30 protein-coding genes are annotated in these 26,010 nt (G+C 63.5%); 10 read left to right on the top strand and 20 right to left on the bottom strand.

All coding sequences use genetic code 11. The features are described 5' to 3' along the window. Positions 1-213: 213 nt before the first annotated feature. The 10 genes from FEZ63_RS24755 to uvrC form a co-directional block, all read right to left on the bottom strand. Positions 214-819, bottom strand: coding sequence for a glutathione S-transferase family protein (locus tag FEZ63_RS24755; RefSeq protein WP_150950120.1), 606 nt, complete (start codon positions 817-819; stop codon positions 214-216). A 124-nt stretch (positions 820-943) separates the two neighbouring features. Continuing rightward, positions 944-1,792 (bottom strand): 23S rRNA (adenine(2030)-N(6))-methyltransferase RlmJ, encoded by an 849-nt coding sequence (locus tag FEZ63_RS24750; RefSeq protein ID WP_150950118.1) that lies wholly within the window; start codon positions 1,790-1,792, stop codon positions 944-946. Continuing rightward, complete coding sequence (locus tag FEZ63_RS24745) at positions 1,789-2,448, bottom strand: ribonuclease T2 family protein (RefSeq protein ID WP_244622983.1); 660 nt, start codon at positions 2,446-2,448, stop codon at positions 1,789-1,791. Before FEZ63_RS24745 ends, FEZ63_RS24750 begins: the two co-directional genes overlap by 4 nt. Then, complete coding sequence (locus FEZ63_RS24740; protein ID WP_150950116.1) at positions 2,445-2,876, bottom strand: hypothetical protein; 432 nt, start codon at positions 2,874-2,876, stop codon at positions 2,445-2,447. Before FEZ63_RS24740 ends, FEZ63_RS24745 begins: the two co-directional genes overlap by 4 nt. A gap of 98 nt (positions 2,877-2,974) precedes the next feature. Then, the gene (locus FEZ63_RS24735) at positions 2,975-3,964 is read right to left on the bottom strand and encodes an extensin-like domain-containing protein (RefSeq protein ID WP_150950114.1); all 990 of its coding nucleotides are present in this window, start codon (positions 3,962-3,964) and stop codon (positions 2,975-2,977) included. Between the two features lie 532 nt (positions 3,965-4,496). Further along, positions 4,497-4,763 (bottom strand): hypothetical protein, encoded by a 267-nt coding sequence (locus tag FEZ63_RS24730; RefSeq protein WP_150950112.1) that lies wholly within the window; start codon positions 4,761-4,763, stop codon positions 4,497-4,499. Between the two features lie 56 nt (positions 4,764-4,819). Beyond that, the gene (locus tag FEZ63_RS24725; RefSeq protein WP_150950110.1) at positions 4,820-5,281 is read right to left on the bottom strand and encodes a molybdenum cofactor biosynthesis protein MoaE; all 462 of its coding nucleotides are present in this window, start codon (positions 5,279-5,281) and stop codon (positions 4,820-4,822) included. A 6-nt stretch (positions 5,282-5,287) separates the two neighbouring features. Next, positions 5,288-5,539 carry a molybdopterin converting factor subunit 1 gene (gene moaD, locus FEZ63_RS24720; RefSeq protein WP_150950108.1) on the bottom strand — a complete coding sequence of 84 codons (252 nt, stop codon included), beginning with the start codon at positions 5,537-5,539 and terminating at the stop codon, positions 5,288-5,290. Positions 5,540-5,546: 7 nt separating this feature from the next. Beyond that, positions 5,547-6,143, bottom strand: coding sequence for a CDP-diacylglycerol--glycerol-3-phosphate 3-phosphatidyltransferase (gene pgsA, locus FEZ63_RS24715; RefSeq protein WP_150950106.1), 597 nt, complete (start codon positions 6,141-6,143; stop codon positions 5,547-5,549). Between the two features lie 116 nt (positions 6,144-6,259). Then, positions 6,260-8,305 (bottom strand): excinuclease ABC subunit UvrC, encoded by a 2,046-nt coding sequence (gene uvrC, locus FEZ63_RS24710; protein WP_150950104.1) that lies wholly within the window; start codon positions 8,303-8,305, stop codon positions 6,260-6,262. 111 nt (positions 8,306-8,416) lie between these two features. Here uvrC and FEZ63_RS24705 point away from each other — a divergent pair, with 111 nt between their 5' ends. The 8 genes from FEZ63_RS24705 (at position 8,417) to FEZ63_RS24670 (ending at position 15,295) form a co-directional block, all read left to right on the top strand. Beyond that, complete coding sequence (locus FEZ63_RS24705) at positions 8,417-9,577, top strand: benzoate/H(+) symporter BenE family transporter (protein WP_150950102.1); 1,161 nt, start codon at positions 8,417-8,419, stop codon at positions 9,575-9,577. 41 nt (positions 9,578-9,618) lie between these two features. Further along, a complete protein-coding gene (locus FEZ63_RS24700; protein WP_150950100.1) occupies positions 9,619-10,167 on the top strand; it encodes a hypothetical protein in 549 nt (182 codons plus the stop codon). 156 nt (positions 10,168-10,323) lie between these two features. Continuing rightward, positions 10,324-11,256, top strand: coding sequence for a ribose-phosphate pyrophosphokinase (locus FEZ63_RS24695; RefSeq protein WP_150950097.1), 933 nt, complete (start codon positions 10,324-10,326; stop codon positions 11,254-11,256). Positions 11,257-11,429: 173 nt separating this feature from the next. Then, positions 11,430-12,071 (top strand): 50S ribosomal protein L25/general stress protein Ctc, encoded by a 642-nt coding sequence (locus tag FEZ63_RS24690; protein WP_150950095.1) that lies wholly within the window; start codon positions 11,430-11,432, stop codon positions 12,069-12,071. 84 nt (positions 12,072-12,155) lie between these two features. Next, positions 12,156-12,779: an aminoacyl-tRNA hydrolase gene (gene pth, locus FEZ63_RS24685; RefSeq protein WP_150950093.1), complete on the top strand. Its 624-nt coding sequence runs from the start codon at positions 12,156-12,158 to the stop codon at positions 12,777-12,779. Positions 12,780-12,783: 4 nt separating this feature from the next. Then, positions 12,784-13,881 carry a redox-regulated ATPase YchF gene (ychF, locus tag FEZ63_RS24680; protein ID WP_150950091.1) on the top strand — a complete coding sequence of 366 codons (1,098 nt, stop codon included), beginning with the start codon at positions 12,784-12,786 and terminating at the stop codon, positions 13,879-13,881. Positions 13,882-13,952: 71 nt separating this feature from the next. Then, positions 13,953-14,138 (top strand): hypothetical protein, encoded by a 186-nt coding sequence (locus tag FEZ63_RS24675; protein WP_150950089.1) that lies wholly within the window; start codon positions 13,953-13,955, stop codon positions 14,136-14,138. A 143-nt stretch (positions 14,139-14,281) separates the two neighbouring features. Beyond that, the gene (locus FEZ63_RS24670; protein WP_150950087.1) at positions 14,282-15,295 is read left to right on the top strand and encodes a MaoC family dehydratase; all 1,014 of its coding nucleotides are present in this window, start codon (positions 14,282-14,284) and stop codon (positions 15,293-15,295) included. Between the two features lie 19 nt (positions 15,296-15,314). Here FEZ63_RS24670 and FEZ63_RS24665 read toward each other — a convergent pair whose 3' ends face one another. From FEZ63_RS24665 to FEZ63_RS24640, 6 genes are all read right to left on the bottom strand, one after another. Further along, positions 15,315-15,860, bottom strand: coding sequence for an adenine phosphoribosyltransferase (locus FEZ63_RS24665; RefSeq protein WP_150950086.1), 546 nt, complete (start codon positions 15,858-15,860; stop codon positions 15,315-15,317). A gap of 53 nt (positions 15,861-15,913) precedes the next feature. Further along, positions 15,914-16,789 carry an S-methyl-5'-thioadenosine phosphorylase gene (locus FEZ63_RS24660; protein ID WP_150950084.1) on the bottom strand — a complete coding sequence of 292 codons (876 nt, stop codon included), beginning with the start codon at positions 16,787-16,789 and terminating at the stop codon, positions 15,914-15,916. Between the two features lie 63 nt (positions 16,790-16,852). Next, positions 16,853-17,731: a cytochrome c1 gene (locus FEZ63_RS24655; protein ID WP_150950082.1), complete on the bottom strand. Its 879-nt coding sequence runs from the start codon at positions 17,729-17,731 to the stop codon at positions 16,853-16,855. Between the two features lie 24 nt (positions 17,732-17,755). After that, complete coding sequence (locus FEZ63_RS24650) at positions 17,756-19,057, bottom strand: cytochrome b (RefSeq protein WP_150950080.1); 1,302 nt, start codon at positions 19,055-19,057, stop codon at positions 17,756-17,758. Positions 19,058-19,110: 53 nt separating this feature from the next. Beyond that, entirely contained in the window at positions 19,111-19,659 is a 549-nt protein-coding gene (gene petA / locus FEZ63_RS24645; protein WP_150950078.1) for a ubiquinol-cytochrome c reductase iron-sulfur subunit, read from the bottom strand. Between the two features lie 207 nt (positions 19,660-19,866). Then, positions 19,867-21,714 carry an ABC transporter ATP-binding protein gene (locus FEZ63_RS24640; RefSeq protein ID WP_150950076.1) on the bottom strand — a complete coding sequence of 616 codons (1,848 nt, stop codon included), beginning with the start codon at positions 21,712-21,714 and terminating at the stop codon, positions 19,867-19,869. Between the two features lie 84 nt (positions 21,715-21,798). Here FEZ63_RS24640 and FEZ63_RS24635 point away from each other — a divergent pair, with 84 nt between their 5' ends. Both FEZ63_RS24635 and hemF read left to right on the top strand, forming a co-directional pair. Next, on the top strand, positions 21,799-22,275 hold the full coding sequence (locus FEZ63_RS24635; protein ID WP_150950074.1) for a tRNA (cytidine(34)-2'-O)-methyltransferase: 477 nt from the start codon (positions 21,799-21,801) through the stop codon (positions 22,273-22,275). Positions 22,276-22,282: 7 nt separating this feature from the next. Next, entirely contained in the window at positions 22,283-23,179 is an 897-nt protein-coding gene (hemF, locus tag FEZ63_RS24630; RefSeq protein WP_150950130.1) for an oxygen-dependent coproporphyrinogen oxidase, read from the top strand. A gap of 2 nt (positions 23,180-23,181) precedes the next feature. Here hemF and FEZ63_RS24625 read toward each other — a convergent pair whose 3' ends face one another. The 4 genes from FEZ63_RS24625 to FEZ63_RS24610 are packed head-to-tail and all read right to left on the bottom strand — an operon-like array spanning position 23,182 to position 25,908. Next, positions 23,182-24,423: a CCA tRNA nucleotidyltransferase gene (locus FEZ63_RS24625; protein WP_244622982.1), complete on the bottom strand. Its 1,242-nt coding sequence runs from the start codon at positions 24,421-24,423 to the stop codon at positions 23,182-23,184. Beyond that, positions 24,420-24,677, bottom strand: a complete 258-nt coding sequence (locus tag FEZ63_RS24620; RefSeq protein WP_150950072.1) for a DUF6111 family protein — start codon at positions 24,675-24,677, stop codon at positions 24,420-24,422. Before FEZ63_RS24620 ends, FEZ63_RS24625 begins: the two co-directional genes overlap by 4 nt. Then, positions 24,674-25,309 (bottom strand): CoA pyrophosphatase, encoded by a 636-nt coding sequence (locus FEZ63_RS24615; protein ID WP_150950070.1) that lies wholly within the window; start codon positions 25,307-25,309, stop codon positions 24,674-24,676. The genes FEZ63_RS24620 and FEZ63_RS24615 overlap by 4 nt, the downstream gene beginning before the upstream one ends. Beyond that, entirely contained in the window at positions 25,309-25,908 is a 600-nt protein-coding gene (locus FEZ63_RS24610) for a DUF1285 domain-containing protein (protein WP_150950068.1), read from the bottom strand. The genes FEZ63_RS24615 and FEZ63_RS24610 overlap by 1 nt, the downstream gene beginning before the upstream one ends. Between the last annotated feature and the right edge of the window lie 102 nt (positions 25,909-26,010).

Here is a 26,010-nt window from a genome sequence, read left to right as displayed (position 1 = left end):
TCGAATACGCGTTCACCAACAACCTGACCGCGAAGATCGAAGGTCTGTACGTGAACCTCGACACCGAGAGCAACAACTTCGGCGCCTTCGCCAACAACGACAACACCGAGTTCGGCGTTGTTCGCGCTGGCCTGAACTACAAGTTCAGCTCCTACTAAGAGCCGATACGGCACTAAGGAAAAAGCCCGGTGGAAACACCGGGCTTTTTTATTGTCAGGGCTTTACCGCCGTCTTGCCGAAGGCTGGCACGCGTGCCTCGAAATCGGCTAGCCACGCGACGAGCTTGGGATAGCTTTCGCGCCAGCGGCCGCCCATGCGCAGATCGAGATAACCGAGCGCGCAGGCCTGGGCGATGTGACCCACATGGATCGTCGCCGTCGGTGAACTGAGGTTCGCCTCGGCATGTTCCAGACCTCGCGCGACCTTGCCCGCGTGGTGGTCCACCCATTTCGGTTCGCGCTTTTCCTCCGCGCGCCACCGTCCCTCGTAGACCTGGATCAGCACCGCATCCATGATCCCGTCCGCCAGCGCCTGCTGCCGCAACGCGGCGAAGCGGTTCCAGCCCGACGGGAAGATATGGCCGCCCCCGGCAAGATCGTCGAGATATTCGAGAATGACGCGCGAATCGTAGAGCGTCTCGCCGTTTTCAAGCACCAGCGTTGGAATCTTGCCAAGCGGGTTTTGCTGCCGGAGGCTGTCCTCGGGATTGGACGTATCGGCTTCGGCGACCTCGATCCTGTCGAGAAGACCAAGGAGAGAGGCCGCAATCTTGATCTTGCGGCCGAAGGGCGATGCAGGCGAGGAGCGAAGCGTCAGCATGCGAACTTTCCTGAAAAAAGAGAATGGCCATTCATGCAGCCCGGTACATCCCACCGCAACCGCTTTTCAGATTTTGCTCAAGCGAAGCGGGCGCACCGCCGCAGACGAAATCGCCGAATGCAGGTTAGGCGGGAGGTCCGAAAGGCTCGCAGCGGTAGCCGGCATATTGCCCGCGCGCCAACCGCTCCGCGAGCGCCGGAAGCAGGAGTTCCGCCTCCTCCCGCAACCCGAAGGGCGGATTGAGAACGAGGAGGCCGCTTCCATTGAGACGCGTGGTATCGCGTGGATCGTCGATCAGCAGTTCGAGCCGCAGGCCCGGCCGCGGGCTCTCCGCATGAAGTCGCGCCACCAGCGTGTCCACGGGCTCCGGATCCTTGATCGGATACCAGGCCGCATAGACGCCGTTGGGCCATTTCTGCACCGCACCGAGCAGTTCGGCGCCAAGCCGCTCCAACTCGTTCGGCTCTTCATAGGGCGGGTCGACCAGGACCAGCCCGCGATTCTCCTTCGGAGGAATCAACGCGTGCAGAGCCGTCCAGCCATCAAGATGAAGCACCTTGAGATTGGCCACCTGATTGAACGCGCGGCTCAAAGCCTTGTGATCGGCGGGATGGAGTTCGACGAGAACGCCCCTGTCCTGCCGACGCAGGATTTCGCGAAGGATGCCGGGAGAGCCCGGATAGATGGTCGGGCCGTGGCGGGCGCGCACATCGGCAACGATGGTTCGATAAGGCGCCAGCAACTCCTCGATCTCGGGCGCAAACGCCTCATCGAGGCGCCCGATTCCCGCAACCCATTCGCCGGTCCGCCCGGCTGCATCGCCGGAAAGATCATAGAGACCGACACCCGCATGGGTATCGATGACGCGGATCGGCGTTTCCTTGCGCTGGAGATAGGCGAGGATACGCACGAGCAGCGCGTGCTTCATGACGTCGGCGAAATTTCCCGCGTGGAACGCGTGCCGGTAATTCATCGGACCGGTGGAACCGCGATCTGGCCCGCGCGGCAGCCGTCACGATCGACCTCGGGACATTGCCGAAAACTGCGCAGGTCGCGATCGAGGCAGATTCGGATCTCCTGAAACACCCGCCGGCCGCAGGAGATCGACATCATCTCCGGACGCAGCCCCGGATTGACGTCGGCAAAAGCACGCTCGATTTCGATCGGCATCACGCGGGAGCCCGTCGCCACCGTGGCAAGACGGTCCGGAATATGCACGCGCTCGCGCGCTTGTTTGACCAAACGGAAATAGCCGCTCGGGCTTTCCCCCGTGCAGGTCCCGTGCTTGCGCCACTGATACCGGGCCAGGTTCGGGCTGGGGAAAAGATCGCCGTATTCATCGAGCACCGCCCGCGGCGCAAACCGTCCGGAGGGTTCGCAGAAGCTTGGATAGCCTGCGTCGGATTGAGGCCACAAACCGTGCGTCACGAAACCCAGCCCGCTTCCGTTCAGACATTGCCTGTCGGATGGAGCGGTCGAGCTGACTTGACAAAAGCCGGGCGACCATGACAGCGCCAGCACGTAAAAGTCGAACTCACCCGAGGGCGCACCGCGCCTCTCCTGCCCGTTTGCGGGGAAAACCGAGAGCGCCAGCAGGCTCGCCGCAGTGAGCCATCGGCACAGGCTCAAGGCGCCGCCTGCTTGCACTGGGGCGCGTAGGCATAGTGGCGATCAAGGCCAGCCACACACCATTCGGTGCCCCATCCGGTACCCAGAAAGCCAAGGCCGTCGCGCACGGAAAACTCGATCTTGCGCTTGTAGCCGTCGGAGACCAGCACGGTGCCGGAGCAGAACCGGCGCGGCAGATGTTCGAGGCCCCAAGGGCGCCAGGCCGTTTCGCGGATGTTCTCAAAGCCGACGATCGTCAAGTCGGAATTCCAGAACCGGCCTTCCCGCGTCTGAAAACGCCAGGAAATGTCGCTCAGCACCATGGCGTCGCTGCAAGCCGGGATCGCGGCGTCGAAGGAGTGATCGCGTCGCTCGGCGGGCGTGATTTCACTTGCCAGAACGGGAGCGCTCAGCAGCACGCATGAGACCAAAGCCGCCAGCCACTTCATCGTAATGCTCCAACAATCCAGGTTCGTGCCGAAATTCTAAACCGAACCATGTGGGTGCCGCGCGTTCAGGTCAAGCACCCTGCGCCGCCGTGCCCAGTTTAGTAGATGCCATGCCCGTTCAAAGCCAAGGGCTCGTTGCCGGAACGCCGCAATTGGAGGGGCGGCGCGTAAGTTTGGGCGGGGGGTTGCGCAGGCGCCTGGGCTCGTGGCGCCCGAAGGTCGGCCCCATTCCGCGCAGGCAGATCCGCCGCGTAGACGGGCTGGCGACCCATATCGGCCGGAGAGATCCCAGGACCTTGGCCGCGGGGCGCCGGCAGCCCGGCTTCATCCTCTTCCATGTCGATCGGCGCGAGATCGGCCGAGGGCGCCGCCTGCGGGGCCGCGAGCCGGCTCTGCACAGGATCGATCCGCGGCTCGAATTTGAGGATCGGCTTGCAGACCCGCCTATCGCCGCGCGGGTTGTGCCGCGCCAGATCGAGATGCAGATGGTCGTAATGGAAGGCATCCGATCCTGGACCCAGGACCGTGGTGAAGTACCGGCACGCCCCGACAAATGCCTCGCGCAGGAACTCCTGCTCCGCCGGTGCACCCTTCCAGCCTTTCACGACCGAGACCTCGCGGCCGTCGGCGAGGGTGAAGGCCATGACGTCGAGGGCGTTGCCGAAGGCGTGTTCCGAAAACTTCGCGCCGCGCTGATTGTTGCGCGGACGGCACGAATAGGAACCCGCCTTCACATCGACCACCGGCACGCCGAAATACAGCATCGCGGCCGGCTTTACGATCTCGTCGAGCCAGGTGTCGATGCGCGGGATGATGGGGCAGGCCAGCGTCACCTTCGACTTCAGCCCGACCTCGCCATTGGTGAAAGCCGCGACCTTGAACGGGTGATCCATCCCGCAGATTCCCGGCCCATCGATCTTCGACGACAGGGCCATATAGGCGGAAGGCTGGACCAGGCGCTGAGCAAGGCACGCCTCTTCGGCCTGGGCACGCCAGGGCTCGCGCTGTTCGAACCTGAACAACCCGCACCCGGTAAGCCCAATTCCGACGAGCGATAGGGCAAAGAACGCAACGAACCCACGACGCATTCCCGGATGCTAATTCGAACGCGTAAACATCCCGTCAACGGCGTCGTTGCCTTGGAAATTCCATGGCAAATCCATGGCGCCTTTCCTCTATTCTTGCGAAACGCCAAACTTTGTCGTCGCTTTGATGAATAGACTTCCGACGTCTATGTCTTGATCGAATTCTATCGCAGCAGCGGTGCACTCTTGAATTTTTACGGCCTAAGACAAAACCGCATATTTCGTCGTCAAAACAATGAATTAACGCCTTGGAAACCAATCTATCCCCTGCGCGTTGAGGTTTTGACTGTGCGGAAGGGCTTTCCACACGCTCGGAGGTTTGCTAGCGTTCCTCTCCATTCAGACAGGGGTATCCCATGCACGTTGCCTCTCATTTGGACCGAGCTTCCAAACTGAACATCGCAGCCGTATGCGTTTCACTGGCATTCATCTGCGCCATCGTGGTTGGCGTTTTCTGATTGTTTTCAGCCGCGATCCGCGGTTCAGCTAATTCTTGATTTAAGCAGCGCTGCCGGAGATGTCCGGCAGCGCTTTTTCATGATTCCGGGCACGGCCGCTCGGTGATCGTCCAAGACGTGACGTTCAGCGCCATCAAGCATTGCGCCAGCCGCGGGCCTTCGGGCGTCCGCAGGCAGACGCTCTCGCCATATGCGAACATTCGGCCTTGGGCCCGGCAGAAGCAATTGGCGTGGCTGGGACCGGACATCTGAGTGTGCTGAAGAACGGGCTGTTCGCCGGAGCTTGCGGCGGTGGGGGCGAGCGGGCAGACCAGCAGGCCGAGCAGAAAAACGACGCTGCGCATGACGCATCTCCGTCGAATTCACCCCCGTCCGATGCTCGACCTCCGGAAAGGCGCCGTCAAGGACGTTCCCATCGGGCCGCCGCGTCATCATCCTTCGCGGCCGCCTCGACCCACGCGCCGATACGGCCATCGGCAAGATGCTCGCGTTTCCAGAACGGCGCGCGCGTCTTGAGATAATCCATCAGGAACTCCGCCGCCTCGAAGGCAGCACGCCGGTGGCTTGCGGCCGTCAGCACCAGAACGATCTGCTCGCCCGGCCTGATCGCGCCGAAGCGATGAATGATCGTGACGCCGCAAAGCGGCCATCGCGCCTCTGCGTCGGAGACGATGCGGGCCAGTTCCGCTTCGGCCATGCCGGGGTAATGTTCGAGTTCGAGTGCGGATAGCCGCCCATCCTCATCACGGCAAAAGCCCGTGAAGGCCACCACCGCGCCGACATCCGGCCGTCCCTGCGTCAACGCGGCGGTCTCGACCGCAACGTCGAAATCCTCGCGCTGGATCCGAATGGACGCGGGCATGGGCGTCTAGCCGCCGCTCATCGGCGGAAAAAACGCGATTTCGCGCGCGCCGGCGACCGGCGCGTCCGGCTTGACGTGAACGTGATCGATGGCCGCACGCACGACACCCTCGTTCTCGAAGGCATATTGGTATTCGTCGCCGCGCGCCTTCAGCCAGCCGACGAGATCGGCGACCGTCGAGACCGACGACGGGAGATCCACCTCCTCGTCCGTCTTGCCGACCCGTTCCCGCACCCAGGCGAAATAGACGAGCCGCATGGCTGTCTCACCCCTCGTCCATCATGTGACGGAGACCGGTCTTGAGATAATCCCAGCCCGTATAGATCGTCAAAAGGGCGGAAAGCCACAGAAGCACGAGGCCGATCATCACGGTGCCGGGCAGGACCGTCTCGCCGGCAGGTCCCGCGATCAGGAAGCCCACGGCCACGATCTGGGCCGTCGTTTTCCATTTGGCGACGCGGCTCACCGGCACGCCCACCTTCAGTTCGGCAAGGAATTCGCGCAAGCCGGAGACGAGAATCTCGCGGCAGAGAATGACGATCGCGGCCCAGAGCGCCCAGCCATGGATCGTCCCGTCGGCGACCAGCATGAGAAGGCAGGCCGCGACCAGGAGTTTGTCGGCAATGGGATCGAGCATCCGGCCGAGAACGGATTGCTGCGCGTAGATGCGCGCGAAATATCCGTCGAGGTAATCGGTGATGCCCGCCAGGACGAACACCGCGAGCGCCATCCAGCGCGACCAATGGTCTTCCGGCCAGAACAACAGACCGACCACGGCCGGAATGGCAGCCAGCCGCAAATAGGTCAGGTTGTTCGGAAGATTGAAAGCCTTCGACCGGCGCATGGGGGATGCGGTGCTCATTGACCGGCAGGAAGCATGCCGAGGGTTGATCCGTCAACCGGACTCGGCCGACCTCCTAGTATTTGGATGCCCGCCTGTCCGCGACAAGTCATGATTTGTAACTTTGTTGTGAGACGTCAGCTTCGCTCGTGGAAAAAGTCATAGACGGCGCGCGCCGTCGCAGCATTCACGCCCGGCGCCTTGACGAGATCCTCGAGCCCTGCGCGCTGGATCGCCTTGACGGTGCCGAAATGATGCAGGAGCGCGCGCTTGCGCGTCGGTCCGATGCCGGAGATCTCGTCGAGCGGGTTCTTCACCAGCTCGCGTTTGCGTTTGGCCCGATGCGCGCCGATGGCAAAACGGTGCGCTTCGTCGCGCAACCGTTGGACGAAATACAGCGCCGGATCGCGTGGCGGGAGCTTAAACGGCGGCTGCGACGGCCTGAAGAAGGTCTCGCGTCCCGCATCGCGGTCCCTGCCCTTGGCGATGCCGATGAGCGCCACGTCGTTGTCGGTGACGCCGATCTCCGCAAGCGCCTGTCGGGCTGCCTGCAGCTGGCCCATGCCGCCGTCGATCAGCACGAGATCGGGCCATACGGGAAAATTATCGTCCGCGACCGCGTCGGGGCCGGCGGCGATCGGCGGCGAGTCGGATGTCTCGCCGTTCTCGATGGCCGCAACGCGCGGCTCTTCCTTGACCAGGCGGGCGAAACGGCGATGGAGCATTTCGCGCATCATCCCGTAATCGTCGCCCGGTTTCAGGTCCTCGGATTTCATGTTGAAGGTGCGGTAATGCTGCTTCATGAATCCGTTCGCGCCCGCGACGATCATGGCGCCGACCGCATTGGTGCCCATGATGTGCGAGTTATCATAGACCTCGACCCGGCGCGGTGGCTTTTCCAATCCGAACGCCTGTCCAAGAGAGACGAGAAGCTTCTGTTGCGAGGCTGTGTCGGCGAGCTTGCGGCCCAAGGCTTCCCTGGCGTTGCGCAGCACATATTCGATCAGCTGACGCCGCTCTCCCCGCTGAGGAGTATGAATCTCCACCCTGGTCTCGGCGCGCGTGGACAGCGCGGCACCCATCAGTTCCGGATCCTCGATCTCATGCGACAGGAGCACCAGTCGCGGCGCCGGCTTGTCGTCGTAAAATTGCGCCAGGAACGACGTCAGGACTTCCTCGCGGCTGATGGTCTTGTCGGCTTTGGGAAAATACGCGCGGTTGCCCCAGTTCTGCCAGTTGCGGAAAAAGAAGACCTCGACGCAGAACTGCCCGGCCTGCTCGTCGATGGCGAACACATCCGCCTCTTCGACCGATTGCGTGTTGATGCCCTGCACGCCCTGAATGGCCGATAGGGCCGCGAGCCGGTCGCGGCATCGGGCCGCGCGCTCGAATTCGAGCGCATCGGACGCCTGCTGCATTTCGTCCGTGATACGCGCCTTCACCAGATTCGACTTGCCCGACAGAAACGCGCGCGCCTGCTCGGCGAGCTTCGCGTATTCGTCGAGCGGAATTTCCTGCGTGCACGGGCCCGAGCAGCGCTTGATCTGGAACAACAGGCACGGCCGGGTGCGATTCTCGTAATAGCTGTCGTTGCACGAGCGCAGCAAAAAGGCGCGCTGCAGCGCGTTGATGGTGCGGTTGACGGCCCAGACGCTGGCGAAGGGGCCGTAATAGTCGCCTTTGCGCTTGCGCGCGCCGCGATGCTTCACGAGCTGCGGCGCCTCGTGGTCCCCCGTCAGCAGGATGTAGGGCAGCGACTTGTCGTCCCGCAGCAGCACATTGTAGCGCGGCCGCAACTGCTTGATGAGATTGGCTTCGAGGAGCAGCGCCTCGGTCTCGGTCGCAGTGGTGACGAATTCCATCGCCGAGGTCTCGGCGATCATCCGGGCAATGCGATTCGAATGCCCCTGCCCCCGCGCATAGGAGCCGACCCGAGCCTTCAGGCTGCGCGCCTTGCCCACATAGAGCACATCGCCCTTGCCATCGAGCATGCGGTAGACGCCGGGCGCGTTCGGCAGGGTCCTCCAGAAATGCTGGATGATCTCGGTGCCGCGCTTGACCGATCCGGGATGGGCCTCGAGGTCGAATTCGACATCCGAGCTGCTCTCGAGCGAGACGACGTCGTCGTCTTCGTCGTTGCTCAGGATTTCCGGGGGCACGTCGTTGGTGGGCTTGGGACTCATGGGGGAGATTTAAGCGTTTGCGATTCCCCGGGAAAGACCCTTCCGCCAACTAGCGTGCATCTGACCTTGGGTTTAAAGCCGTGAGCAACAGTCAAGGTGGGCAAACCTCGCATGCGCCTGTCCATTATCTCTTCCGCCATCATCGCGGCTCTGGTCGGGTTTGGCAGCACCATCGCGATCATCATTGCGGCCGCGCAGGCGGTTGGGGCGGATTCTGCTCAGACCACGTCCTGGGTGACCGCGATCTGTCTCAGCACGGCGGCCATCAGCGCCTATCTCAGCGTCCGCTACCGAATGCCGGTGGTGGCCGCCTGGTCGACGCCGGGCGCGGCCCTGATCGCCGCCTCGAGCGGCATCTCCATCGAGGCCGCCGTGGGGGCGTTTCTGCTGGTGGGCGTACTGATCGTGCTGGCCGCGGCCGTGAAGCCGTTCGGACGGCTGATCGAGCGCATTCCGACTTCGATCGCGGCCGCCATGCTGGCGGGGGTCCTGATCCGATTCGTCATGGCGGTGTTCGAGAGCGCCCAAGGCGCGCCGGGTCTCGTCCTGCCCCTGGTGGCGGTGTTTCTGGTGGTACGGCTCTTCAATCCTGCGCTCGCCGTGCTGGCGGTACTGTTTGTCGGATTGGGCCTGGCCTTCGGCAGCGGGCTTGCCCAGCCGGTCGCGTCCGAACTCACCTTCTCGACCCTGACCTTCATCCCGCCGGCATGGGAGCCCGCCATCCTCATCGGGTTGGGTGTCCCCCTGTTCCTCGTGACCATGGCGTCGCAGAACCTGCCGGGCTTCGCGGTGTTGCGCGCCTCCGGCTACACGCCGCCCTCGCGCCCGATTCTCGCAGTCACTGGCGCCGCGTCGATCATCAGCGCGTTCTTCGGCGCCCATACCAGCAATCTCGCGGCCATCTCGGCGGCGATCTGCACCGGACCTGACACGCACCCGGATCCTGCCAAACGGTGGATGGTGGGGCCGTTCTATGCGCTCTGCTACCTGATCTTTGCCGCCTTCAGCGCCACCCTCATCGCCGCCATCGCCGCCCTCCCGCCGGAGCTCATCAAGACGGTCGCCGGACTGGCGCTGATCGGTGCCTTCACGGGCGCGCTGGCCTCCGCCCTCGCCGATGAGGAGAAACGGTTTCCGGCGGTGCTCACCCTTGCGGTGACGGCATCGGGCCTTTCCCTATTCGGAATCGGATCCGCTTTCTGGGGGCTCGCCACGGGTTTGCTGGTCATGACGCTCGATGTCCTGGCCCGGAACTTGCGCAAACCGCGCTGAACTGGACGCCGCCGCTCCTTAAGCTTAAGACTTCGTTACCAATGAAGAATGCGAACAACGAGGTCGTGATGGTCGAAGCCAGGCATTTCACAGGTCTCCTCACGGTGGTGCTTGTCGCGGGTCTCGCCGCCTGCCAGACCTCCGGTTCCTCCATGAGCGGTTCGCCCGAAGGCGTGCCGATCGCGCTCGAGAGCATCGACGGGCCCCCGACCCAGATCCGCACGGCCCTGATCGGCGAACTCAACACCGCCGCATCCCATCGCAAGGTCGACCTGGTCGACGCGACCGCGCAGGCGCGCTACCGGGTGCGCGGCTACCTCTCGGCGGAGACGGCAGACGGCGGCGGCACCAAGGTCGCGTATGTGTGGGACGTGTTCGACTCCCAGAACAAGCGCGCCACGCGCCTGTCGGGGACGAGCCCGGTTCTTGTGAGCTACACATCGTTGTCGTCGCTCGACAAGGAAACGCTGGCCCGGCTGGCAAATTCCAGCATGGATGAAATTGCCGAGTTTCTCAGCGCCGCGAAGGCCGAATCCCCGATCCGGACTGCGGAGGCCCCGGTTGACGATGAAGCTGTGGCTGCCGAGTGACCTGTGCGAAACGGTCGGAAAAGCTGCCCGTCTGCGGCCACGCGCGTATTGTGACGGTTTCCTATCGCTGCTAAGACCCCTGCGCCTTGCCGCGCAAGGTCTTAGAACGTCACGCGGTGGGCTCCCTATGTCACAGGTCAAACCAAAGATGGTTTCATGAAGCTCGTTGCGGGAAATTCGAACCGTCCGCTGGCGGAGGCCATCTCCGCCTATCTCAATATCCCGCTCGCCAAATGTCAGGTGAAGCGCTTCGCCGATATGGAAATCTACGTCGAGGTGCAGGAGAATGTGCGCGGCGAGGACGTGTTCATCATCCAGTCGACGTCCTTCCCGGCCAACGACCACCTCATGGAATTGCTGATCATCTGCGATGCCCTGCGCCGGTCCTCGGCGCGCCGCATCACGGCCGTGATCCCCTATTTCGGATATGCACGGCAGGATCGGAAACCCGCCGCGCGGACGCCGATTTCGGCCAAGCTGGTGGCCAATCTCATCACCAATGCGGGCGTCGACCGCGTCCTGACGCTCGATCTCCATGCCGGCCAGATCCAAGGCTTCTTCGATATCCCGACCGATAACCTGTTCAGCGCCCCCGTCATGGTGCGCGACATCAAGGAGCGGCTCTCCGACGGCAACCAGATGGTGGTCTCGCCCGACGTCGGCGGCGTGGTTCGCGCCCGCGCACTGGCGAAGCGCATCGACGCCCCGCTTGCCATCGTCGACAAGCGTCGCGAACGTCCCGGCGAGTCAGAGGTCATGAACATCATCGGCGACGTGGCGGGCAGGTCCTGCATCCTTCTCGACGATATCGTCGATTCCGGCGGCACGCTGGTGAACGCCGCCGAGGCGCTGCTCAAGAACGGCGCCAAGGAAGTCTACGCCTACATCACCCATGGCGTGCTCTCGGGCGGCGCGGTCTCCCGCATCACCAACTCCAAGCTCAAGGAACTCGTCATCACCGACTCGATCATGCCGACCGAGGCCGTGAAGGTGGCGCACAACATCCGCGTCCTGCCGATCGCCCAGCTCATGGGCGAGGCCATCGGCCGCACCGCGACGGAAAGCTCGGTCTCGAGCCTGTTTGACTGAGCTTTCGGCCCTCCCGCGGGCAAATCTTGCAATTCCGGGCCGCTTTCTCTATAAGCCGCCTCGCGCCCGCTCGACACCCTTGGAGGCACGGGCGCTTACCTGACGGCCGTCGATTGTTCGCAAGGACTTGGCGGCCTTCGGTTTTTACAACGCAATCTTTAAGGACCACAGCCATGAGCGATGTTAAGCAAATCACGGCCGTGGCGCGCGACCGGAGCGGCAAGGGGGCCGCCCGGGCCGTTCGGCGCCAAGGCAAAGTTCCCGCGGTCATCTATGGAGCCGGTCAGCCGGCGACGGGCATCGCCCTCGATTTCAACGAAACCAAGCGGTTGATCTTCGCCGGTCACTTCCTCACGACGATCTTCGAGATCGATGTCGACGGCAAGAAGACCCGGGCGATCCCGCGCGATTACCAGCTCGATCCGGTCCGCGATTTCCCGGTCCACGTGGATTTCCTGCGCCTTTCGAAGGGTCAGTCGATCAAGGTCGTGGTCCCCGTGCACGTGGTCGGCCAGGACAAGTGCCCCGGCGTGAAGCGCGGCGGCACGATCAACATCGTCGAACACTCGATCGAATTGCTGGTGCCGTCCGACTCGATCCCGGATGCGGTCGAAGCTTCGGTCGCCGATCTCGACATCGGCTCGTCGATCCACATCGCCGACATCAAGCTGCCGAACGGCGCCAAGGCGACCTCGACCGAAAATCTGACGCTCGTCACCGTGGTGGCACCGTCAGGCATGCAGGAAGAAGAGGAAGCACCGGCGGCCGAAGCTGCGGCTGCTGCCCCCGCCAAGGCTCCCGCGGCGAAGGCCTGATCCTCGCTCGCGGGCTTTGCCCGCGCCCATGCCTTCGACGCTCCGACCGCAAGGCCGGGGCGTTTCTTATGAGTATGTCTCGCGATGCGCCTCTTCGTCGGCCTCGGCAATCCCGGCCCGCGCTACGCCAAGAACCGGCATAATATCGGTTTCATGGCGGCGGACGCGATTGCGCGCGCCCATCGGGCGGCGCCCTGGCGCAAGCGCTTTCAGGCCGACACCGCCGAGGCGGTCATCGGCGGCGAGAAGGTCATCATCCTCAAGCCGCAGACCTACATGAACGAGTCGGGGCGAGCGGTGGCCGATGCCATGCGGTTCTTCAAGATCCCGCTCGCGGACGTGACGGTCTTCTACGACGAGCTCGATCTTCCGCCGGCGAAATTCCGCGTGAAGATCGGCGGTGGCAATGCGGGCCATAACGGCCTGCGCTCGATCACAGCCCATTGCGGCAACGATTACCGGCGTGTCCGCCTCGGCATCGGCCATCCGGGCTTCAAGCCGCTCGTGCAAAGCTATGTGCTGGGGGATTTCGGCAAGGCCGAGGAGGCCTGGGTCGAAGATCTCTGCCGGGCGCTTGCGGACAATGCCGAACTTCTCGCCAAGGCTGAGGATTCGAGCTTTCAGAACAAGGTCCACCTCGCCATGGAGGCGAGAGGCTGGACGGACGTCAAACGGCCTGGCGAAAAGGCCGACAGCAACAAGGAGTGAGGCCATGGGCTTCAAGATGGGCATCGTTGGTCTGCCGAATGTGGGCAAATCCACCCTTTTCAACGCGCTGACGCAGACCGCGGCGGCACAGGCGGCCAATTATCCGTTCTGCACCATCGAGCCCAATGTCGGCGACGTGGCGGTGCCGGACGAGCGCCTCGACACGCTCGCGGGGATCGCCGGATCGGGCCAGATCATCCCGACGCGCCTGACCTTCGTGGACATCGCCGGTCTCGTGCGCGGTGCGTCCAAGGGCGAGGGCCTCGGCAACCAGTTCCTGGCCAATATCCGTGAGGTCGATGCGGTTGCCCACGTGGTGCGCTGCTTCGTCGATACCGACATCACCCACGTGGAAGGCAAGATCGACCCCATCGCCGATATCGACATCATCGAGACCGAGTTGATGCTCGCCGACATGGACAGCCTGGAGAAGCGCATCCAGACGCTGGAGAAGAAGGCGAAAGGCAACGACAAGGAAGCCAAGGAAACCCTGGATCTCGTCAACCGGTCCCTCGTCCTCCTGCGGGACGGCGTCCCGGCTCGCGCGGTCGAACGCAAGCCCGAGGAGGAGAAGCTGTTCCAGATGCTCGGCCTGCTCACCTCGAAGCCGGTTCTCTACGTCTGCAACGTCGAGGAAGCATCGGCCGACAAGGGCAATGCCTTCTCGGACATGGTGATGGAGCGCGCCCGGCAGGAAGGCGCCAAGGCCGTCGTCGTGTCGGCCAAGATCGAAAGCGAGATCGCCGTCCTCGATGCCGCCGAACAGAAGGATTATCTCGACGCCATCGGTCTTGCCGAGCCCGGCCTCAACCGGGTCATCCGCGCCGGCTACGAACTGCTCGGCCTCATCACCTATTTCACCGTCGGGCCCAAGGAAGCACGCGCCTGGACGATCACCAAGGGCACCAAGGCGCCTGCGGCCGCGGGCGTCATCCATACGGATTTCGAAAAGGGCTTCATCCGCTCCGAGACCATCGCTTATGCGGATTACGTCTCGCTGAAGGGAGAGGCGGGTGCCCGCGACGCCGGCAAGCTGCGACTGGAAGGCAAGGAATACCCCGTCAACGATGGCGACGTGCTGCACTTCCGCTTCGCTAACTGACGGTTTCGTGAACGCAAGCTTCGCCGTCTGTTCAGGCCCACCATGCGTTGGTCTGCATGGAGGGTTGGAGCATGCCGGAATTGCTGGAAAATATCGCCTTCGCCATCGGCGGGGGCCTGGTCTCGCCGGGAGTGGGCGCTGCTGAACTCGTCTTGGGGCTGCTGGTCGGCCTCGGCTTTGCCTGGAGCGCCATGCGAGCCGCCCTCTCAGGCTGCCATCCTCATGAAGACCGCCATCTGCCGGAACGCCGCCCCTGAAGTGCGGCGCTGATCGATTCCGCCTCCCCGGCTGATTTCAAAAAAGATCTTGCGGCACGTGTTGGCGTTGGCGCACAAGGCGGGGACATTCCCCTTGCGGTGCTGCGGATATTGCCCGCACCGCCCGCCTGCTGGACAAATCCATGACCCGCTACGCCTTTGAAGACTTTACACCGGGGATGACCAAGCTTTTCGGTCCAGTCTCGGTTTCGAAGGAAGACATCATCGCCTTTGCGACGGAATTCGACCCGCAACCCTTTCACATCGACGAAATCGCCGCCAAGGACAGCTTCGTCGGCACCCTGATCGCCTCGGGCTGGCACACCTGTTCGATCAACATGAAAATGTTCGCGGACGGCATCCTGCTCGATTCGACCGGAATGGGCGCGCCGGGGGTCGAGGACCTGAAGTGGATGCGGCCCGTCAAGCCGGGCGACACGCTGCGGTGCCGGATGACCGTGACCGACAGCCGCGAATCCAGGAGCCGCCCGGAGATCGGGCTGGTACAGTTCAAATTTGAAATGGCCAACCAGCGCGACGAGACCGTCCTGACCCAGAGCAATTGGGTGATGTTCGGACGGCGCGACGCGCCGCCGGTGGAGGCACCCCCGGCGTCCTCCCCGGCTCAACCAAGCCCGGCGCCGAACGCGGTGCCGATTCGCGAGGGAATGTCGGCCAATCCGTTCCTTGAGGATCTCATGGTCGGCGCCACGGACGAGCTCGGCGTGTTCACGTTCTCGGCCGACGAAATCGTGCGCTTCGCGCGGCAATTCGATCCCCAGCGTTTCCATGTGGATCCCGACGCCGCAAAACACAGCCTGTTTGGTGGTCTTTGCGCGTCGGGCTGGCACACCACCAGCGTGTGGATGAAGCTTTTGGCGGCTCATCGCGATCACGTTCGCAGCGAAACGCTGGCGCGTGGCGAGCGCCCCGCCCGCCTCGGCCCTTCGCCGGGGTTCACCAACCTCAAATGGCTGAAGCCGGTCTATGCGGGCGACACGATCAGCTATCGCAGCACGCTCACTGGCAAGCGCGTCTCAGCATCCCGCCGGGGCTGGGGCATCGCCGCCCACCACAACGAGGCCATCAATCAGCATGGCGAGATGGTGATGTCGTTCGAAGGGGCGGTTTTCTGGGAACGGCGCTCGGAGCATTGAAAGAGCGCCGGATCACGCCCTAGTGGCCTTCGAAGCTCACAAGGCTTCGCACCTCCACGCCGAGATCGCGGAGCTTCTGGGCGCCGCCCAGATCCGGCAGGTCGATGATGAAGCAGGCGGCGACGATCTTTGCGCCCATCTGGAGCAGGAGTTGCGTTGCGGCGATCGCAGTCCCGCCCGTGGCAATCAGGTCGTCGACCAGAATGACGCTCGCGTCCTGCCCGAAAGCGTCCGAATGGATTTCCATCTCGTCGACGCCGTATTCCAGCGAATAGGCGATCCGCACCGTCTCGTGCGGCAGCTTGCCCTTCTTGCGGATCGGCACGAATCCGGCCGAGAGCTGATGGGCGACGGCGCCGCCGATGATGAAACCCCGCGCCTCGATCCCCGCCACCTTGTCGACCCGGCCGCCGGCGAACGGATGAACCAGTTCGTCCACCGAACGGCGAAACGCGCGCGGGTCTCCGAGCAGCGTGGTGATGTCGCGAAAGATGATACCGGGCTTGGGATAATCCGGAATCGAGCGGATCGCGGCTTTGAGATCGGTGCGAAAGCGCTGGTCCATAGTCGACTCGGGGTTTGGAACGGAAAGGTTGGGGCGCTGCCCCTCGCGCATTCTTAACGCGGGAGCACGCGTCCGGCTACGGCATCCAGCTTTTTCAGCATCTCCGGATCGCGCATCGACGGCGCCGTCATGATGGCCCCGTCCAGCGCGTGGTCGGAGCCCACAGGGCATGGTTCGTGCTCGGCCGGGAAATCCCGGGCGATGCGCGCGATGAGTTTCGCTACGGTCGCGGCGTTCTGCTGCGCGATCTTCACCACCGAGGCCACATCCACGTCATCGTGTTCCGGGTGCCAGCAATCGAAATCCGTCACCATGGCGATGGTCGCGTAGGTGATCTCGGCCTCGCGGGCGAGCTTCGCCTCCGGCATCGCCGTCATGCCGACCACATCGTAGCCGAGCCCCTTGTAGGTGAGCGATTCGGCATAAGTCGAGAATTGCGGGCCCTCGATGCACACATAGGTCCCGCCCTGACTAAACGGAATGCTCTCGGCCTTCGCCGCGTCGGCGATCCGGCCCTGCAGCCGCGGCCCCACCGGATGCGCCATCGGCACATGGGCCACACAGCCTTTGCCGAAGAACGATGTGTCCCGCTTGAACGTGCGATCGACGAACTGATCGACCAGCACGAATGAGCCGGGATAGAGTTCGGCCTTGAAGGACCCGCAGGCCGAAACCGAAATCAGGTCGGTGACGCCCGCCCGCTTGAGCACGTCGATATTGGCGCGGTAGTTGATGTCCGAGGGGGAATAGACATGGCCGCGTCCGTGACGGGGCAGGAACACCACCCGGGTCGTGCCGACCCGTCCGGTGCGGAGCAGGTCGGAAGGGTCACCCCAGGGCGAGGCGATCCGCTCTTCGCTGAGATCCTCGATGCCGGGCAGGTCGTAGACGCCCGATCCGCCGATGATTCCGAGTACGGCCTGGGTCATGTCGGTGGTCCCCGATGACAACGCCCAAGAAAAAGGGCCCCATCGGGGGCCCTTTCAGTGATGCTAATCCGGCAGGAAGGTCGCGGCCGGGGCGGTGTCTGAATGCCCGACCCGCGCCCAGACTTTCTTCTTGGTGAAGTAGAGCAGCCCGGAAAGCAGGATCAGGAAGAGGATCACCTGCAGGCCAAGGCGCTTGCGGGCCTCGAGATGCGGCTCGGCGGTCCACATCAGAAACGCGGTGAGGTCGCGGGCGTATTGATCGACCGTCTCGGGCACCTGGGGTTGGCCGCTCTCGAGCTTCGGATATTCGACCTGCCCGTCACTGAGAGGCTTGGGCATCGCGATGATGTGGCCGGGGAAGTACTCGTTGTAGTGGCCGCCCTCCGGCACTGTGAACCCTGCCGGGGGCTCCTTGTAGCCGTTCAGAAGCGCCACGAGGTAATCCGGTCCGGTCTCGGCGAATTGCGTGAACATGTCGATGATGAACCACGGGAAACCGCGCTCGTAGGTGCGGGCTTTCGCCATCAACGACAGATCGGGCGGCGCCTTGCCGCCATTGGCCGCTGCCGCCGCGTTGTCGTTGGCAAACGGGCTCGGGAAGCGGTCGGCGGGGCGGCCCGGACGATCGAACATGTCGCCCGCGTCGTTCGGCCCGTCCTTGATGGTGTATTCGGCCGCCAGCGCCCGCACCTGCGCCTCGGAGAATTCCGGCCCGCCCGGTTCCGAGAGGTTGCGGAACGCCACATAGCTCAGGCCATGGCAGGAGGAGCAAACCTCGCGATAGACCTTGAAGCCGCGCTGGAGCTGCGCCCGATCGAACATGCCGAAAGGTCCGTGGAAGCTCCACTGCAGTTGCGGCGGGATCGGGGTGCCCTCCGCCGCGAAGGCCGGAGCCGAGAAGCCCAGAACGGCGGCGGCAATGAGAAGACTACGCTTTATCATGATTGTTTTTCTCCAGCGCTCTCATCAGCCTTTGGATTGCGGCTCGGCATTGGCGCCGGCCGGCATTCCCGCTCCGCTCTTCTTCGTCCCCAACACCGATTCGAGGATCGAATTCGGAAGGGGAAGCGGCCGCTCGACGAAACCAAGCACCGGCAGAATGATCAGGAAGTGGATGAAGTAATAGGCAGTGGCGACCTGAGTCACGATCACGTACCACCCCTCGGCCGGCTTCGCCCCGAGCCAGCCCAACAGGATCGTGTCGGCGACCAGGATCCAGAAGAACTGCTTGTAGAGCGGACGATAGGCCGTCGAGCGCACGCGCGAAGTGTCGAGCCACGGCACGAAGGCCAGCACCGCGATCGCCGCGAACATGGCGATGACGCCGCCGAGTTTCGAGTTGATGAAGAGAATGTCGAAGGTGATCCCCCGCAGGATCGCGTAGAACGGCAGGAAGTACCATTCGGGAACGATATGGGCCGGCGTGACCGACGGGTTGGCCGGAACGTAGTTATCCGCATGGCCCATGAAGTTGGGGATGTAGAACACGAAATACGCGAAGAAGATCAGGAACACGACGGTCGCGAAGACATCCTTGATCGTGGCGTAGGGCGTGAACGGCACCGCGTCCTTGCCGGACTTGATCGGAACGCCCGTCGGATTGTTCTGGCCGGGCACGTGCAGCGCCCAGATATGCAGGGCCACCACGCCGACGATCATGAACGGCAGCAGGTAATGGATCGAGAAGAACCGGTTCAGCGTCGGATTGCCGACCGAATAGCCGCCCCAGAGCAGGCTCTGGATGGTATCGCCCACCACCGGGATGGCCGCCAGAATGTTGGTGATGACGGTGGCGCCCCAGAAACTCATCTGGCCCCAGGGAAGCACGTAACCCATGAAGGCGGTGGCCATCATCAGGCCGTAGATGATCACGCCGAGAATCCACAGGACCTCGCGCGGCGCCTTGTACGAGCCGTAATAGAGGCCGCGGAAGATGTGGATATAGACGGCCACGAAGAACATCGAGGCGCCGTTGGCGTGGAGATAGCGCAGGAGCCAGCCGTAATGCACGTCACGCATGATGTGCTCGACCGACTGGAACGCGAGCGAAGCATTCGGCGTATAGAACATCGCCAGGAACACGCCGGTGGCGATCTGCGAGACCAGCATGAAGGCGAGGATCGCGCCGAAGGTCCAGAAGTAGTTCAGGTTCCGGGGGACCGGAAACGCGATGAACGATGAATGCACGAGACCCGCGATCGGCAGTCGGCTCTCAAACCATTTGCCGAAGGCGCTCTTGGGAACGTAGGTGGTGGGATGCTGGCTCATGAATTTCGCCTGATCGAATGGACCGTCGCGGAGAATTACGCCGTGGCCTTGAGTTACGCGGTAGCCTCTTGGCCAATGACGATCTTCGTATCGGAAGTGAACGCATAGGGCGGCACGGGCAGATTGGTCGGGGCCGGACCGCCGCGCACGCGCCCGGAGGTGTCGAACACCGAACCGTGGCAGGGGCAGAACCAGCCTTCATACTCGCCCTGGTGGCCGAGGGGCACGCAGCCGAGATGGGTGCAGTTGCCATAGACAACCAGCCACTTGGCGTGACCTTCCTTGACGCGCGCCGAATCCGCCTGCGGATCCCGCAAGGTCGCGACGTTCACGTCCTCGGCGGCCTTGATCTCGGCCGGCGTGCGGTTGCGGATGAAGATCAGCTTGCCGCGCCAGAACACCTTGACGATCTGGCCTTCGGCGATCGGCGTCAGGTCGACATCGACCGGAGCGCCAGCCGCCACCGTTGCGGCGTCGGGCGTCAGGGATTGGACAAATGGCCAAACGAGGGTTGCGGCGCCGACGGCCCCAACGGCACCCGTGGCGATGAAAAGAAAATCGCGCCGTGTGGGCTCAACGACGGTCGTGGTGGTCTCAGCCACTTGGCTCTCCAGCAAAACGTCAACAAACGAGAACCGCGCATTTTCAGTGTCCTGAAAAACCAAAACACTCGGCACGCTGCTTCGTTTGCAACAAGCATACGCGCCATTGCGCGCGCAATGCGACTGGGCGTCGCCACGCGGAGGCTCTTTGACATGGCAAAGCTCGCCTGTCCATAGCCGGATTGGACTTGTTCCAGCCTGAGCGCCCTAGGAAACCGCCTGCTCGTCCGCCCCGAGAAAGCCGCCCGATTGGCGCCGCCAGAAGCGTGCATAAAGGCCGTCCCGCCGGAGAAGCTGGGCGTGGGTTCCCTCCTCGACGATCCGGCCCCGGTCGATGACGATCAGCCGGTCGAGGGCGGCGATCGTTGACAGCCGATGCGCGATAGCGACGACCGTCTTGCCTTCCATGAGGGTGGACAGTGCCTCCTGAATGGCGGCCTCGACCTCCGAATCCAGCGCGGAGGTCGCCTCGTCCAGAACCAGAATCGGCGCATCCTTGAGGATCACCCGCGCGATGGCGATCCGCTGGCGCTGCCCGCCCGAGAGCTTCACGCCGCGCTCACCCACATGGGCGTCATAGCCGCGCCGCCCGCGATTATCCTCGAGTTCAAGAATGAACTCGTGCGCATGGGCGAGGCGCGCCGCCTCGACGATGGCGCTTTCCTCGGCGCCCGGCCGACCGTAGGCGATATTGTCGCGGATGGAGCGGTGAAGCAGGGAGGTGTCCTGCGTCACCATGGCGATGGCGGAGCGCAGGCTGTCCTGGCTGACCCGCGCGATGTCCTGTCCGTCGATCAGGATTCGCCCTTTCTCCACATCGTGCAGCCGCAGGAGCAGGGACGTGATCGTCGTCTTGCCGGCGCCGCTGGTGCCCACGAGCCCGACTTTTTCGCCGGGGCGGATGGTGAGATCGAGATCCTCGATGACCCCGTCCTCGCGCCCATAATGGAACGAAACGCCTTCGAATCGCACCTCGCCGCGCGGGACCTGGAGCTGGGTGGCTCTGGGCACATCGACGATGCCGTGCGGCCTGGCGATGGTCTGCATGCTTTCCTGCACCACCCCAATATTCTCGAAGACCCCGCGCACCGACTGCATCACCCAGCCCGACATGGCGAGGATGCGCATGACGAGGGATATGCCGGTCGCGGCCTCGCCGCTCGTCATCAGCCCGCGCATCCAGAGTACGATGGAGAGCGCGCCGGTGGCTACCAGAAGCACGCTGTTCATCACCGTCAGCACCACGCCGACCCCGGTGATGAGCCGGAAGGAATTGAGGAAAGCCTGCGTGTGGGCGGCAATCGAATCCCGCACCGCCGACCGCTCCTCGGCCCTGCGTGCGAATAGCTTGACGGTGAGAATGTTGGTGTAACTGTCGACCACGCGCCCGACCAAAGCCGAGCGGGTATCGGCGACCCGAAGGGAGCGGATCTTGGCCCGCGGCACGAAATAGCGCAGCAGCGCGATATAGACGACGATCCACAACCCCATCGGCAAGGCGAGCCACGGGCTGACGCTCGAAAACAGGCCCAGCGCCGTGAACGCGAAGATCGCCACATACAAAAGCGTGTCGAGGATCGTCACCGCGATCTCGCGGATTGCCGGCCCGCCTTGCGTGATGCGGTTGGCGAGCCGCCCGGCGAAATCGGCCTGGAAATACCCGAGCGCGTGGCCGAGCGTATAGAGATGCGTGCGCCAGCGAATCATATTGGTGCTTTGCGGCACCAGAATCTGGTTGGTGATGAGTTCATGGGAGAAATGCAGGAGCGGCCGCACGAACAGGATGGCGCCGCCCACCAACATCAGCCCGGTGCCGTGGTCCGCCCACAGCCGGTCAGGCGTGGAGGTGGCGAGAATATCCACCACCCAGCCCATGATCACATAGAGGGAGGCTTCGAACAGGCCGACGACGAGCGAGGCGACGAACAGCACGCCGAGCCACAGGCGCACCGGCCGCAGATAATGCCAGGCGAACGCGCTCACGCTGGCGGGCGGCGTTTCTTCCTCATCGAAGGGGGCGAACGGATCGATCCGTTTTTCAAGCCATTGGAACATTCGCATCTCGGATCACTCCGCCATCCGTTTAACACGGCGAAGTTCACTTGACGAAGGGGTCCGCTTGCGCCGATGACGCGTTCCATGCCTCGTCTCGCGATCTATCAACCCGACATCCCGCAGAACACCGGCACGATGCTGCGTCTCGCGGCATGCCTGGGCGTTCCAGTCGAGATCATCGAGCCTGCCGGCTTCGACGTCTCCGACAGGAACCTGCGGCGATCCGGGATGGATTATCTCGACCAGGTGAAGATCACCCGCCACATCTCCTGGCGCGCCTTCGCGGAATGGCGTCGCGGGACGGAAGGGCGCCTTGTTCTGGCGACCACGAAAGGCGCCATATCGTATGCGGATTTCACTTTTCAGCCCGCCGACATCATTCTGGTCGGGCGGGAATCCGCAGGCGTCCCGGAGGAAGTGCATGAGGCCGCGGATGCGCGGCTGCTTGTCCCGATGCAGCAGGGCTTGCGCTCGCTTAATGTGGCGGTGACGGCCGCCATGATTTTGGGGGAGGCGTTGCGGCAGACCGGAACCTTTCCCCGCCCCCTTTCGGAGACCTGAGACATTGATCACCGACGCAGCCGCCGCCGAACGCCTTCAAACCGAAGCGCCCATCTGGTTTGCCGCCCTGCGGGACCGGATCTGCGCCGCGTTCGAGGCAATCGAGGACGAGGTCTCGGCGCCCCTGCCGCCGGACGCTGCATCACCGGGGCAATTCGAACGCAAGCCGTGGGAGCGCCAGGATCACAGTGGCCATCCGGGCGGCGGCGGCGTCATGTCGATGATGCGCGGACGCGTGTTCGAAAAGGTCGGCGTGCATGTCTCGACGGTCTACGGGGAATTCGCACCGGAATTTCGCGGCCAGATTCCGGGGTCGGACCAGGATCCGCGCTTCTGGGCCGCCGGTCTCTCGCTGATCGCGCATCCGTGGAACCCGAACGTGCCGACAGTACACATGAACACACGTTTCGTCGTGACGACAAAACCGTGGTTCGGCGGCGGCGCCGATCTCACGCCCGTGCTCGATCGACGCCGGGCGCAGGAGGATCCCGACACCATCGCGTTCCATGCCGCGTTGAAAGAGGCCTGCAAACGCCATCAGCCGGGCGCGCCTTATGAGAAATACAAGGCGTGGTGCGACGAGTATTTCTTTCTCAAGCACCGCCAGGAATCGCGCGGCGTCGGCGGCATCTTCTACGACTATCACTGGACCGGCGATCCGGATGACGATTTCGCCTTCACCCGCGACGTGGGCGAGGCGTTCCTGAAGATCTATCCCGAGATCGTGCGGCGCAACGCGTCGACGCCCTGGACGGAGCAGGACCGGGTCGAGCAGCAGGTCCGGCGCGGGCGCTACGTGGAATTCAACCTTCTGTACGATCGCGGCACGATCTTCGGCCTGAAGACCGGTGGCAACATCGAATCGATCCTCTCATCCATGCCACCGACCGTTCGCTGGCCTTAAGATCAGAGTTTGGCGACCATTCGTTCGAGAAGCGATTGCGTCGCGGCGCTGTCGGTCGGACAGCCGCTGTCGAGCCACACCTGCCGCGCCTGTGCGAGCAGGCGGCCGATCCGCGGTCCGGGCGGCACACCCTTTTCCATGAAGTCTGCACCGCGCAGCGGGAAGACCGGCACCGGCTCGACGCCGTTCCGATAATTCCGGAATGCCGTCTTCGCATCGTCGTGCAGGATCGGCAGGGGCTCGCCCGCAAGAGCAGTCAGCGCAAGCGCGAGCGTCTTGATGCCGTGCTCGGCAACGAGACGGCGAACCGCAACCGCGTCGAGCGGTCCCTGACCGGTCCTTAGAACGCCCAGAACGTCGCCGTAATCGGCCATCTGCCGGTGCTCGTCGTTCGAGAGCCGCAGCCGTTCGCGCAGGCGGTCCGCATCATCGGGCACCATGACGGCAAGAGCTGACAGGCGGCTGACAGGGCCTGTATTTCTTTCCGCCACGACGCGCTCGAACCGTCCGAACTCGGCCGCCCCGCCGAGAAGCCATGTGAGGAAGCCGTGCTCAGCGAGGATTCTGATGGTCTCCACGCTCCTGCGCGCCATCAGGATCTTCATCAACTCGTGCCTGATGCGCTCCCGCGACAGGATGGCGAGGCCTGCCCGCTCGGCGCCCGCAGCCGCAAGTCCCTCGGCATCGGGCTCCGCTTCCGCATATTCGGCATAAAACCTGAAAAACCGCAGGATCCGCAGATAATCCTCGCGGATGCGCGCATGCGCGTCGCCAATGAAGCGCACCTGTCTTTCCGCCAGATCTTCGACACCATCCGTGTAATCGTGGATGCGACCGTCGCGATCGAGGAAAAGCGCATTGATGGTGAAGTCGCGGCGCAGCGCATCGGCCGCAAAGTCACGCCCGAAATGCACCACCGCCCTCCGCCCATCGGTTTCCACGTCTTCCCGCAGGGTCGTGACTTCGAAAGTCTCCCCTTCGACGATCACCGTGATGGTGCCGTGATCGATGCCGGTCGGTATGGTTTTCAGGCCAGCGCGGCGTGCTCGTTCGTCGACCACCGCCGGAGACGCTGTGGTGGCGAGATCGACCTCCGTCACCGGCCGGTCGAGCAATGCGTTGCGGACGGCGCCGCCGACGATGCGGGTCTCCTCCCCGTCGCCGTTCATCACCTCGAGCAGGCGAAGAAGCCGCGGCCGCTTCAGCAATGCGGCGGGAGCCGCGTGGTTGATGGGGTGCGTCACTTGAAATGCCCCGGCACCAGAACCCCGTTTTCCATGTGCGACGGCACGTAGGCGCCGGTGCGCCGTTCCGCCAGAAACCCGCCCGTCAGCAACGAGACGATAATGAACCCCAGGCCGGCGATGACGAGCCAGGACGTATGCTTGCTCCACGACGACCATGCCAGCGGATCGCGTCGGACAAGGATGAGGAAGATGGCATAGGCGGCGAAAGGCAGGAGAAACAGGAGCAATTCCTGAATGATCGCCCGGGTCATGGTGCGTAGAGCCTCTCGTAGAGATTTCGAACGATGCCGGCCGTGACACCCCAGATGTAGTGTTCCTGGTAGGAGATTGCATAGAAGCGGCGCAAGCGGCCTTTCCATTCCCGGGAATGGAGCTCGTGATGGCGCGGATCCATCAGAAACCGCAACGGGACCTCGAACGTGTGGGCGACCTCATGGGAATTAAGGGAGAGCGTGTAGGCGGGCGCAATCTCCGCCACCACGGGCATGACGAGATAATTCGTCGTGGACAGATAAGGATCGAGATAGCCCAGAACCCGGATATGGCGCTCCTCGAGGCCGATCTCCTCGTCGGCCTCGCGACAGGCCGCGGCCGCGATGGAGGCATCGGTGGGATCGACTCTTCCGCCCGGAAAGGCGATCTGGCCCGAATGCTGGCGCAATTGCGACGACCGCTCGGTGAAGAGCAGGGTCGGCTCTTCCCGCATGACGACCGGAACCAGCACGGCGGCGGATTTCGGCTGGAGGGGATGAAGCAACGGCACATCGTCGAGCGTGTGATCGCCGCGCGGATTGGACAGCGCGTCGGTAAAATCGGGCGGCTCATGCCGCAGGCGCGCGGAGGTGAGAGCGACGAAGTCGGAGGCGATGGGCGACGCCTCCATCAGGAACGATCCAGTTCGGGTACGGTCGCGATCGGATGGAACACGCCGCCGATGGCGACCCCATATTGCTCGATCCCACCGAAACGGCGCTGATCGCCGAGGGCGATGAGGTCGAGGGCAAGTGGGCGTGTGACAAGCGCCCACAAACCGCCCCGGACGCGGAGATACGGTTTCACGCCACCGCCGTCATCGCGCTCGAACCGTAAGGGGTGATCGGGTCCGACCTCCACCACGTCGTCCACATTGGTGCGAAACGCGATCTGGCGCGCATCGCCGTCCCCATCCACCGCCATCTCGACCGCAAGGAACGGCGCATCCTCCACCTCGATGCCGACACATTCGACCGGAGTGACAAGCACATACCGCTCCGGGTCCTTGCGCAGCACGGTGGCGAACAGCTTGACCAGAGCGGGTCGGTTGATCGGCGTGCCCATGTAGAACCAGGTGCCGTCGCGGGCGATCCGCATGTCGATTTCGCCGCAATAGGCCGGATTCCAGCGCTCGACGGGCGGGGGTCCTTTGCGCCCGGCAGCGGGACCGAGCGCATCGAGAAGTCGCGAGAGAGCGCTGTCGGAAGCGGGCGAGGGTTCGTTCGTCATGACGCAACAGTGAACAAAAAAATGCACCTTTAGGATCGACGAAATGCCATGAATCGCTACTTCCTTAAGCATAGTAACATCGGATGGTCCGTCCAGTTCATT

The organism is Microvirga brassicacearum, assembly GCF_008757455.1.
In the GTDB taxonomy this organism is placed as follows: Bacteria; Pseudomonadota; Alphaproteobacteria; order Rhizobiales; family Beijerinckiaceae; genus Microvirga; species Microvirga brassicacearum.
This window is presented reverse-complemented; position numbering and strand designations above follow the sequence as displayed.

Excerpts from the sequence above, each read along its gene's own strand:
- FEZ63_RS24755 (WP_150950120.1), bottom strand. The coding sequence starts at position 819 with ATGCTGACGCTTCGCTCCTCGCCTGCATCGCCCTTCGGCCGCAAGATC.
- FEZ63_RS24750 (WP_150950118.1), bottom strand. The coding sequence starts at position 1,792 with ATGAATTACCGGCACGCGTTCCACGCGGGAAATTTCGCCGACGTCATG.
- FEZ63_RS24740 (WP_150950116.1), bottom strand. The coding sequence starts at position 2,876 with ATGAAGTGGCTGGCGGCTTTGGTCTCATGCGTGCTGCTGAGCGCTCCC.
- FEZ63_RS24735 (WP_150950114.1), bottom strand. The coding sequence starts at position 3,964 with ATGCGTCGTGGGTTCGTTGCGTTCTTTGCCCTATCGCTCGTCGGAATT.
- FEZ63_RS24730 (WP_150950112.1), bottom strand. The coding sequence starts at position 4,763 with ATGCGCAGCGTCGTTTTTCTGCTCGGCCTGCTGGTCTGCCCGCTCGCC.
- FEZ63_RS24725 (WP_150950110.1), bottom strand. The coding sequence starts at position 5,281 with ATGCCCGCGTCCATTCGGATCCAGCGCGAGGATTTCGACGTTGCGGTC.
- moaD (WP_150950108.1), bottom strand. The coding sequence starts at position 5,539 with ATGCGGCTCGTCTATTTCGCCTGGGTGCGGGAACGGGTCGGCAAGACG.
- pgsA (WP_150950106.1), bottom strand. The coding sequence starts at position 6,143 with ATGAGCACCGCATCCCCCATGCGCCGGTCGAAGGCTTTCAATCTTCCG.
- uvrC (WP_150950104.1), bottom strand. The coding sequence starts at position 8,305 with ATGAGTCCCAAGCCCACCAACGACGTGCCCCCGGAAATCCTGAGCAAC.
- FEZ63_RS24705 (WP_150950102.1), top strand. The coding sequence starts at position 8,417 with ATGCGCCTGTCCATTATCTCTTCCGCCATCATCGCGGCTCTGGTCGGG.
- FEZ63_RS24700 (WP_150950100.1), top strand. The coding sequence starts at position 9,619 with ATGAAGAATGCGAACAACGAGGTCGTGATGGTCGAAGCCAGGCATTTC.
- FEZ63_RS24695 (WP_150950097.1), top strand. The coding sequence starts at position 10,324 with ATGAAGCTCGTTGCGGGAAATTCGAACCGTCCGCTGGCGGAGGCCATC.
- FEZ63_RS24690 (WP_150950095.1), top strand. The coding sequence starts at position 11,430 with ATGAGCGATGTTAAGCAAATCACGGCCGTGGCGCGCGACCGGAGCGGC.
- pth (WP_150950093.1), top strand. The coding sequence starts at position 12,156 with ATGCGCCTCTTCGTCGGCCTCGGCAATCCCGGCCCGCGCTACGCCAAG.
- ychF (WP_150950091.1), top strand. The coding sequence starts at position 12,784 with ATGGGCTTCAAGATGGGCATCGTTGGTCTGCCGAATGTGGGCAAATCC.
- FEZ63_RS24675 (WP_150950089.1), top strand. The coding sequence starts at position 13,953 with ATGCCGGAATTGCTGGAAAATATCGCCTTCGCCATCGGCGGGGGCCTG.
- FEZ63_RS24670 (WP_150950087.1), top strand. The coding sequence starts at position 14,282 with ATGACCCGCTACGCCTTTGAAGACTTTACACCGGGGATGACCAAGCTT.
- FEZ63_RS24665 (WP_150950086.1), bottom strand. The coding sequence starts at position 15,860 with ATGGACCAGCGCTTTCGCACCGATCTCAAAGCCGCGATCCGCTCGATT.
- FEZ63_RS24660 (WP_150950084.1), bottom strand. The coding sequence starts at position 16,789 with ATGACCCAGGCCGTACTCGGAATCATCGGCGGATCGGGCGTCTACGAC.
- FEZ63_RS24655 (WP_150950082.1), bottom strand. The coding sequence starts at position 17,731 with ATGATAAAGCGTAGTCTTCTCATTGCCGCCGCCGTTCTGGGCTTCTCG.
- FEZ63_RS24650 (WP_150950080.1), bottom strand. The coding sequence starts at position 19,057 with ATGAGCCAGCATCCCACCACCTACGTTCCCAAGAGCGCCTTCGGCAAA.
- FEZ63_RS24640 (WP_150950076.1), bottom strand. The coding sequence starts at position 21,714 with ATGTTCCAATGGCTTGAAAAACGGATCGATCCGTTCGCCCCCTTCGAT.
- FEZ63_RS24635 (WP_150950074.1), top strand. The coding sequence starts at position 21,799 with ATGCCTCGTCTCGCGATCTATCAACCCGACATCCCGCAGAACACCGGC.
- FEZ63_RS24620 (WP_150950072.1), bottom strand. The coding sequence starts at position 24,677 with ATGACCCGGGCGATCATTCAGGAATTGCTCCTGTTTCTCCTGCCTTTC.
- FEZ63_RS24615 (WP_150950070.1), bottom strand. The coding sequence starts at position 25,309 with ATGGAGGCGTCGCCCATCGCCTCCGACTTCGTCGCTCTCACCTCCGCG.
- FEZ63_RS24610 (WP_150950068.1), bottom strand. The coding sequence starts at position 25,908 with ATGACGAACGAACCCTCGCCCGCTTCCGACAGCGCTCTCTCGCGACTT.